General features: G+C 62.3%; 6 protein-coding genes. All 6 read right to left on the bottom strand.

Translation table 11 applies throughout. The features are described 5' to 3' along the window. The coding region (locus tag VBE63_RS01140; RefSeq protein WP_323681145.1) for an AAA family ATPase at window positions 1-752 on the bottom strand (752 nt) is incomplete at its 3' end. Between the two features lie 118 nt (window positions 753-870). Then, complete coding sequence (locus VBE63_RS01135) at window positions 871-2,673, bottom strand: AAA family ATPase (RefSeq protein WP_323681144.1); 1,803 nt, start codon at window positions 2,671-2,673, stop codon at window positions 871-873. Window positions 2,674-2,889: 216 nt separating this feature from the next. Continuing rightward, window positions 2,890-4,251 carry a glutathione-disulfide reductase gene (gorA, locus tag VBE63_RS01130; RefSeq protein WP_323681143.1) on the bottom strand — a complete coding sequence of 454 codons (1,362 nt, stop codon included), beginning with the start codon at window positions 4,249-4,251 and terminating at the stop codon, window positions 2,890-2,892. 121 nt (window positions 4,252-4,372) lie between these two features. Beyond that, window positions 4,373-5,107 (bottom strand): glutathione peroxidase, encoded by a 735-nt coding sequence (locus VBE63_RS01125; RefSeq protein ID WP_323681142.1) that lies wholly within the window; start codon window positions 5,105-5,107, stop codon window positions 4,373-4,375. 502 nt (window positions 5,108-5,609) lie between these two features. Beyond that, window positions 5,610-5,813 carry a hypothetical protein gene (locus VBE63_RS01120; protein ID WP_323681141.1) on the bottom strand — a complete coding sequence of 68 codons (204 nt, stop codon included), beginning with the start codon at window positions 5,811-5,813 and terminating at the stop codon, window positions 5,610-5,612. Between the two features lie 240 nt (window positions 5,814-6,053). Continuing rightward, window positions 6,054-7,688, bottom strand: a complete 1,635-nt coding sequence (locus VBE63_RS01115) for an alpha-D-glucose phosphate-specific phosphoglucomutase (RefSeq protein ID WP_323681140.1) — start codon at window positions 7,686-7,688, stop codon at window positions 6,054-6,056. Between the last annotated feature and the right edge of the window lie 48 nt (window positions 7,689-7,736).

Raw genomic sequence — 7,736 nt, 5'->3', positions numbered from 1 at the left:
TCGCTGAAGCCGCAGAGATCGATGAAGCGCGCATCCAAGCTGATGTTCTCGGAGACGTTATAGCCGCTGGAGATGTCGGCCAGCACCACCGGTGAGACACCGGTGATGAAGACCCGGTCGATGCCTTGGCCAGAAGCCAGGGATTTGACCGCCTTAAAGAGGGTCTTGAGCAGGCCTTCGCCGGAGACCAGGGCGTCATAATCGGCGCGGCGCCCGTGCATCAGCTCGTTGGCGAAGTTGTCGTACTCGTCGATCAGCAGGTAGAGATCATGGCCGCTCGCCCGCGCGGCATTGACAACTGATGTCAGAGCGACCAGGCCATTGTCTTCACGCAACCCAAACTCTGAGGCACCGAAATCGGTTCTGCCAAGCTGGGTGCGGTAATGCAGCAAAAAGCCTTTGGCTTGGCTATTGAGGTGATCGTGCAAGGCCTGGCGAATCTCGGCCAGATTGCCGCTGGCATCGACCATGGAGAAGTCCCAGCGCAGCACGAAGTACTGGTTGCGCCGCGCGGTGGGATTCTGACCGATGGCCAGTGGCCCAAACAGCGCGTCAAATTCCGCGGCACGGGCGAGGTCGTAGTAGTTCTCCAGCGTCGTGAGCCAGGCGGTCTTGCCGAAGCGGCGTGGACGCAGAAACAGCAGCTGCTTGCCCGCTTCTTCCAGCGTGCGGATGCGGTCGGTGCGATCGGCGTAGTAGTAGCCCTCGCAGCGAATGGCGTGGAAATCAGCGGTGCCGTAGGGGAATTTCATGGTGGATCAGCGAGCAGCAAGGACTGCGGAGAGTATAGAACAGCTGCCGTCCAGACCTTGGCTCTGCCGGCTCAAGCATCTGTGCATCGACCTTACTAACGGATAACGGCTAAAACGGCTAACCGCTATCAGCTAACGCCGGCGCTGCCGAGGAGCTCCGCCACACCAGGCGCTCAAAGCCAAGCGCGACCACGGCATGGGTCTGCAGCCGCAAGCGCTCACCATAGGCCTGCTCCAGGCCGCGGCGGTGGCGGGCCAGCTGGGCTTCGGCCGCATCCAGGCAGGCGGCGACCTTGGGCTGGGCCATGAGCGCCTCGCGCGACTGCGCGCGCAGGGTCTCTGCTGTCTCGCCGAGATCCTGAAGGCTCAGGTATTTGAACTCGAACAGGTGATCGAGCAGCGCAAAGCGGCGCATCTCCTCGCGCACGATTAGCGACAGATCAGCATGGCCGCGCGCGATGGCGGTCTCCGAATCCATGACGTAGAAAATGTCGGCAAACAGGGCGATGAGAAAGACGGTCTTGACGGTCAGCTCATTGGACCAGCGATAGTCGCGGTTGTCGAAGACGCGCAGGTGGTTGGCTTCCAGCACCTCGACCAAGGGGGCAAGCTCGCCGCTGGTGTAAAGACCTTCGGCAGCAGCGCGCAGACCCTCCCGCTCCGGGTAGTTGGGAAAGCGCTGGTCGCGGAACTTCTCAACGTAAAGTTTCCGAATGACCAAGTTGGGGACGCCTAGTATCAGGCGCCCCATCGCATCCTGATCCCGAAGCGTCAGCGCGCCAAGAAAGTACAGCAAGGAGCCGAGATAAGGCGCATCCCTGGGTGCGCGACGCAGATCTTCGACACCAAAGCGGTGCGCCAGGCTGGCGATCACCGGCGGGTGCTCGGGATCAAGCGCGGCACCGATGAGTTCCTCCCCATGCGGCTGGCGGGCGACGAAGTCGATGCGGTTGCGATCCATGGCCAGGTTGCTATCGAGCATCTCGCGCGGCGGCGCGCCGGTGGTGGCCAAGGCCTTGAAGAAGTACAGCGCCAGGGTGGGATTGTAGAGCCCAGGGCCGGGCTCATAGCCGAAGCGGTAGCCGTTGTACCAGATCCGCATGGTCTCGAGCATGCGGGTGGACCAGGCGGGATCGCGCTGTTGCTCGACGCCGAGCTGGTTCAGCACGGCGGCGATTTCGCCCTCGCTGAAGCCGCAGAGATCGATGAAGCGCGCATCCAAGCTGATGTTCTCGGAGACGTTATAGCCGCTGGAGATGTCGGCCAGCACCACCGGCGAGACCCCAGTGATGAACACCCGATCGATGCCCTGGCCGGAGGCCAGGGATTTGACCGACTTGAAGACGGTTTTCAGCAGGCCCTCGCCGGAGACCAGGGCGTCATAATCGGCGCGGCGCCCGTGCATCAGCTCGTTGGCGAAGTTGTCGTACTCGTCGATCAGCAGGTAGAGATCATGGCCCTGGGCACGGGCCGCGCTGATGATGGATTCGAGCGCGACTACCCCGTTTTCCGGTTGCAGACTCAGCGGCAAGTCGCCGAGTTGACCGCGATACCGCGCGAAAAAGGCGCGCGCTCGGCTGTTGAGATGATCATGCAGCGCCTGGCGAATCTCGGCCAGATTGCCGCTGGCATCGACCATCGAGAAGTCCCAGCGCAGCACGAAGTACTGATTGTGCCGCGCGGTGGGGTTCTGGCCGATGGCCAGTGGCCCAAATAGCGCGTCGAATTCCGCGGCACGGGCGAGGTCGTAGTAGTTTTCCAGCGTGGTCAGCCAGGCGGTCTTGCCGAAGCGGCGTGGACGCAGAAACAGCAACTGCTTGCCCGCTTCTTCCAGCGTGCGGATGCGGTCAGTGCGATCGGCGTAGTAGTAGCCCTCGCAGCGAATGGCGTGGAAATCAGCGGTGCCGTAGGGGAATTTCATATTGGATGACCGATTATCCTAAAAGATCAAGCCTGTTCAAGCTAGGCGCAAACCACTCTCGGATCAACAACGAAAAACGCCTCGCGACGCGAGGCGTTGTCGAAGCAGTCGATGGCCTTTGCCCTAAACCAGCTGCTTCATCTCCTAGGGGCGTCGATCGTTGATCCGCATCGATCGCGTCGATTCGCGCCGAGCAGCGCCGATACAGCAGGCCTGTTAGTCGCCAGTATACGGCTCCTTCAGCGTCACCAACTCTTCGGCGCTAACCGGATGGATGGCGACCGTGTTATCGAAGTCTTCCTTGGTCGCGCCCAGTTTCACCGCCACGGCGAAGCCTTGCAGCATCTCGTCGACGCCATCGCCGACCATGTGGATGCCAACCACGCGCTCGTGCTCGCCCAGGCAGACCAGCTTCATCGCGGTGCGTGGCTCGCGCTTGTTGAGCGCGTATTTCATCGGCGTGAAGGTGGTCTGGTAGATGGTCACCTTCTCGCCGGTCTCGCGCGCCTTGGCCTCGGTCATGCCGACCGAGCCGACGGGCGGATGCGCGAAGACGACCGTTGGGATGTTCTCGTAGTCGAGATGCCGGTCGGGCTGGTTGTTGAACAGCCGATCGCCGAGCCGGCGCCCGGCGGCGATGGCGACCGGGGTCAGCGGCGCGCGGCCGGTGATGTCGCCGAGCGCATAGACGCCAGGCACGTTGGTGTTCTGATAGGCATCGGTCGGGATGACGCCGTTGGGGAGATGCTCGATCTCGGTGGCCTCGAGGTTGAGTCCGGCGGTGTTGGCGCGGCGGCCCACCGCCCAGAGCGCGGTGTCGAAGCCGGTCAGCGCGTTGCCGTCCCGATCGATCACGGCGATGCCATCCTCGCGCTGCTCCAGTGAGCCGACCGCGAAGGGCAGGTTCAGCTTGATCCCCTCGTGCTCCAGGTTGTGCTTCACCGTCTCGCTGATCAGCGGATCGAAGGTCTCGAGCACCTTCGGCTCCAGCGCGACGATGGTGACCTCGGAGCCGAGCGAGTTGAGGATGCCGGCCAGTTCGACGCCGATGTAGCCACCGCCGATCACACAGACCCGCTTCGGCGCCTGATCGAGCTGGAAGAAGCCATCGGAGGTGATGCCTAGCTCATGACCCGGCACCGGCGGCACGATCGGCTGGCCACCGGTGGCGATGGCGATGTGATCGGCGGTGTACTGCTCGCCGTTGACCTCGATGGTCTTGTTGTCGACGAAGCGCGCGGCGCCCTGTAGCAGGGTGATGCCGAGTTGTTCGACGTATCCGTTCCAGTAGTTGCGGATGCCGTCGATCATGCCCTCGCGGCCTTTGACCAGCGTTGGCCAGTCGATCGAGCTGATCTCGGCGTTGACGCCAAGCTCGGGTGCGTCGCGCACCGCTTGGGCGATCTCGGAGGCGTACCACATCAGCTTCTTCGGCACACAGCCGACGTTGACACAGGTGCCGCCGATCAGCTTGGATTCGACGATGGCGGTGCGTTTGCCGTAGGCCGCGGCCTTTTCGGCAACGGCCAGTCCGCCGCTGCCGCCACCGATGGCGATGAGATCAAAGTGTTTGTCCATGAGAATTGCCTATTTGAGTGCAGTCCAAACGAAACAGCCGCTAGGCAGAAGCACCAGCGGCTGTCGGTCTCAAGCCCAGCGTCGGCGATGACGCTGGGCGCTTACCTCGGTCAGGTCACGCTTAGCGGCTGGCCATCCACTTCTCGAGGTCGTCGGAGCCACCGATCTTGGTGCCGTTGATGAAGATCTGCGGCACGCTGGTCGCGGCGGCGACGGCGCGCAGGGTCTCTTCGGTGTAGTCCTTGTTCAGCACCAGTTCTTCGAACTGCATGCCGGCATCGCTCAGCATGGCCTTGGCCTTGGCGCAGAACGGGCAGCCGGGACGCGTGAAGACGGTGATGTCGGCCGGCTTGGCGGCGTTCGGCGCGATGTACTCGAGCATGGTGTCGGCGTCGGAGACGTGGAAGGGGTCGCCCGGCTCCTCTGGCTCGATGAACATCTTCTCGATGGTGCCGTCCTTCACCAGCATCGAGTAGCGCCAGGAGCGCTTGCCAAAGCCGAGGTCGTCCTTGTCGACCAGCAGGCCCATGCCGTCGGTGAACTCGCCATTACCGTCCGGGATGAAGGTCAGGTTCTCAGCGTTTTCGTCATCCTTCCAAGCATTCATCACGAAGCCGTCGTTGACCGACATGCAGATGATGTCGTCGACGCCCGCGGCCTTCAGGGCCGGTGCCAGCTGGTTATAGCGCGGCACATGGGTCGAGGAGCAGGTTGGCGTGAAGGCGCCGGGCAGGGAGAAGACGACAACGGTCTTGCCCTTGAACAGGTCATCGGTGGTGATGTCCTTCCAGTCGTGATCGGTGCGGGTGCGGAAGGTGACGTTCGGGACTTTCTGGCCGGTGCGGTCTTGCAGCATCAGGGATACTCCGTGCGTGGTTGAGTGGAACGAGGAAAGAGGGTTCGAGCGGGCTTTCGTCTCGCTCAGCCCACAGAATGGGGTAAAAACCGCGAGCATCCAAATGGATTGTTTAGATCATGGCGATCGGTTTAACCGATCGTTGGCAGGTGTCGCGGGCACTAATGGCTATTACGAGGCTGAGTTGATGCTCGACGGGCATTGATCAACCCCATTCTGGGCGATCGGCTCAATCTTGGGCGATCGGCTCAATCTTGGGCGATTGGCTCATCGAAGGGCGATCGTACACAAAGATGGCCCTGCCGGTTTCCCGAGCAGGGCCATGTTGGACGGGCTGTTAGACTGAGTCCTCGATGCTGTGGACCTGAGCACCCGCTTTGCCGTCGCAGCGGCTTTCGGCTTGTGCTACGGCGTCAGCATCGGCACCGCACCAAGTCAGTAAGCCCTAGTCCTGACGCTGAGCGTTTGAACGCACGCGGGCGGCGTCCGGAGCGGATCAGGCTCAGGCGCGCGGCTGAGCGGGCATCACCACCGCGGCGCTTTCACCATCTTTCTTCTTGCCGCCGCAGCTCTTGCCGTCGCCCGCGACAGCGGTGCCGGCGCCGAGGATCAGGGTCAGGCCAAAGATTAGAGCGGTAGCTAGGGTTGCAGTACGCAGCTTCATGTCGATGTGCTCCTCGCGACAGGCGCGATTGATGTTAATCATGGCGGGATGCAAAAAATGCGTCGCCGACGACCTGGAGTATGGGACCACTGCTGCCGCACCACAACCCCGAGTCGATGACCTTTTCTCGTGGTTGTCGCGCTCTGTAGATTAGCGTCTGGCGTTCGATGGCTGTGGCTGCTCCGCCGCGCCTGTTCCAGGTGACCCAATTAGGCGACCCAATTTGGCGATCCAATCAGAGGTGGGCGCGATCTTGGCTCAGCGGTCATTGTCATTGGCTGTTCAGGTCATCACGTCTGGCTCAGCGCGGCCGGTACGCGCCTCGATCTGCGCCAGTTCGCGGGCGATTAGGATCAGTGGTGCGAGCGCCTCTTGCACGGGGCGATCATGGCCAGCGCTATCGGCCTCATATTGCTCGATATAGACGCGCAGTGTGGCGCCCTGGGTGCCGGTACCAGACAGTCGTAGCACGATGCGTGAGCCGCACTCGAAGCCGATGCGAATACCCTGCTGCTCGGCGACGCTGCCGTCGATCGGGTCGGTGTAGGCGAAATCATCGGCGAAGGCGACCTTGAACGCGCCGAGCTGTTGCCCAGGCAGGCTCGGCAGCAGGATGCGCAGATGGTTGACCAGACCCTCGGCGGCCTCACTGTCGATGCCTTCGTAGTCGTGTCGGGTGTAGTAGTTACGCCCGAATCGGCGCCAGTGATCGCGAACGATCTCAGCGACCGATTGGCGCTTGACGGCGAGCAGGTTGAGCCAGAACAGCACCGCCCAGAGACCATCCTTCTCGCGGACATGATCGGAGCCGGTGCCGAAGCTCTCCTCGCCGCAGAGGGTGATCTTGCCGGCGTCGAGCAGGTTGCCGAAGAATTTCCAGCCGGTCGGGGTCTCGAAGCAGTTGACGCCGAGGGCTTCGGCGACACGATCCGGGGCCTGGCTGGTGGGCATCGAGCGTGCGACCCCAGCGATGCCATTCTTGTAGCCGGGCGCGATCTGGGCGTTGGCGGCAAGCACCGCGAGGCTATCGCTGGGGGTGACGAAGAAATCACGCCCGAGCACCATGTTACGATCGCCATCACCATCAGAGGCCGCGCCAAAATCCAAGCCGTCCGGTCCTTGCGTGAGCGCGACCAGCGCCTGCGCATGGGCCAGATTCGGGTCTGGATGACCGCCGCCGAAGTCTTCGAGGGGGACGCCGTTCATCACCGTGCCTGGCTCGGCGCCGAGCTGATGCTCGAGGATCTCGACGGCATAAGGGCCGGTGACCGCGTGCATCGCATCGAAGCGCATGCGGAAGCTGCCCGAGCGGAACAGTTGACGGATGGCATCGAAGTCGAACAGGCTGGCCATCAGCTCGGCATAGTCGGCGACCGGGTCGATCACCTGGACGATCATCGCGCCGAGCTTGGATTCGCCAATCTGGTCGAGATCAACCGGGTCGGCCTCGATGATCCGGTACTGATCGATCGTCTTGGTACGGTCATAGATGGCGTTGGTGACCGACTCTGGCGCTGGGCCGCCGGCATCGATATTGAACTTGATGCCGAAGTCTTCATCTGGCCCGCCGGGGTTATGACTGGCCGAGAGGATGATGCCGCCCTGGGTTTGGTACTTGCGGATGATGCAAGATGCCGCCGGTGTCGATAGGATGCCGCCCTGACCGACCAAGACGCGCGCCACGCCATTGGCCGCTGCCATGCGCAGGATGATCTGGATGGCCTCGCGGTTGTAGAAGCGACCGTCGCCGCCAAGCGCTAGGATGCCGCCGTTGAGCTTGGTTTGGGTATCGAAGATGGCTTGGACGAAATTTTCCAAGTAATGCGGCTGCTGGAAGGTGGTGACCTTTTTGCGCAGCCCAGAGGTGCCTGGCTTTTGACCATCGAACGGCGTGGTGCTCATGACAGGTGCTTGCATCGACATAACCCTTGATTTTGAGTTGGTTTGCCTCTACCACAGCGGCGC

Origin of the sequence: Lamprobacter sp., assembly GCF_034860625.1 — a bacterium.
In the GTDB taxonomy this organism is placed as follows: Bacteria; Pseudomonadota; Gammaproteobacteria; order Chromatiales; family Chromatiaceae; genus Lamprobacter.
This window is presented reverse-complemented; position numbering and strand designations above follow the sequence as displayed.